Origin of the sequence: Methylobacterium sp. WL6 (genome assembly GCF_008040095.1) — a bacterium.
Lineage (GTDB): Bacteria > Pseudomonadota > Alphaproteobacteria > Rhizobiales > Beijerinckiaceae > Methylobacterium.
Window position 1 is genome coordinate 1 of sequence record NZ_VRVH01000606.1, and the last position, 967, is coordinate 967.

Genomic DNA, 967 nt, shown 5'->3' on the forward strand with positions numbered 1-967 from the left:
CACCGGGCGCCCGCCGGAGGGCGCGCGGCCGCGGGGCGCCTCGTCCCGGCGCGAGCGCTCGGCCTGGGCCTCCTTCTTCGGGCCGCCGAAGGGCGCGATCGGCTCGCGCACCGGGCTCTCGAAGTCGACGCCGGCTTGGCTCGCGAGGCCCTTGCCGAGCTGCTCCTTCAGGACCTTGGTCTTGATCTCCTCGGTCAGCCCGACCTCGAGGTCGCCGAGCTGGAACGGCCCGAACGACAGCCGGATCAGCCGGTTCACCGACAGGCCGAGATGCTCGAGGATGCGCTTGACCTCGCGGTTCTTGCCCTCGCGCAGGCCGAGCGTCAGCCAGACGTTGTCGCCGCTGGCGCGATCGAGGGTCGCCTCGACCGGGCCGTATTCCATGCCGTCGATGGTCACGCCCTTGCGCAGCTGGTCGAGCTCCATCTGCGTGATGTCGCCGAAGGCACGCACGCGGTAGCGGCGCAGCCAGCCGGTATCGGGATGGGCGATCACCTTGGCGAGGCCGCCGTCGTTGGTCAGCAGCAGCAGGCCTTCGGTGTTGATGTCGAGGCGGCCGATGGCGACGACGCGCGGCATCTCCTCGGGCATCACCTCGAACACGGTCTGGCGCCCTTCCGGGTCGCGCGCCGTGGTGACGAGGCCGCGCGGCTTGTGGAAGATCCAGAGCCGGGTGCGCTCGCGCGTCGGCAGCGGCTCGCCGTCGACGGTGATGGCGTCGGAATCCGTCACGTTGATCGCCGGCGTGTCGAGCACGCGGCCGTTCAGCGTGATGCGGCCTTCCGCGATCATCGCCTCGACGTCGCGGCGAGAGGCGATGCCGGCGCGGGCGATCGCCTTGGCGATGCGCTCGCCCTCGTAGGTCTCGGGCGCAGCGGGGGCGGCCGTCGCCAGCGCGGTCTCGGGGGCCGCGATCTCGGAAGCCGTGGCCTCCGGCGCGGCGGCCTCGAGCTCCTCGAGCTCGGCC

Annotated in this window: 1 protein-coding gene; it reads right to left on the reverse strand. The window is 72.4% G+C overall.

Annotation, left to right across the window (positions count from 1 at the left end; genetic code table 11):
- On the reverse strand, window positions 1-915 hold a 915-nt coding region (locus tag FV230_RS28705; RefSeq protein ID WP_147844775.1), incomplete at its 3' end, for a pseudouridine synthase.
- Window positions 916-967 lie beyond the last annotated feature (52 nt).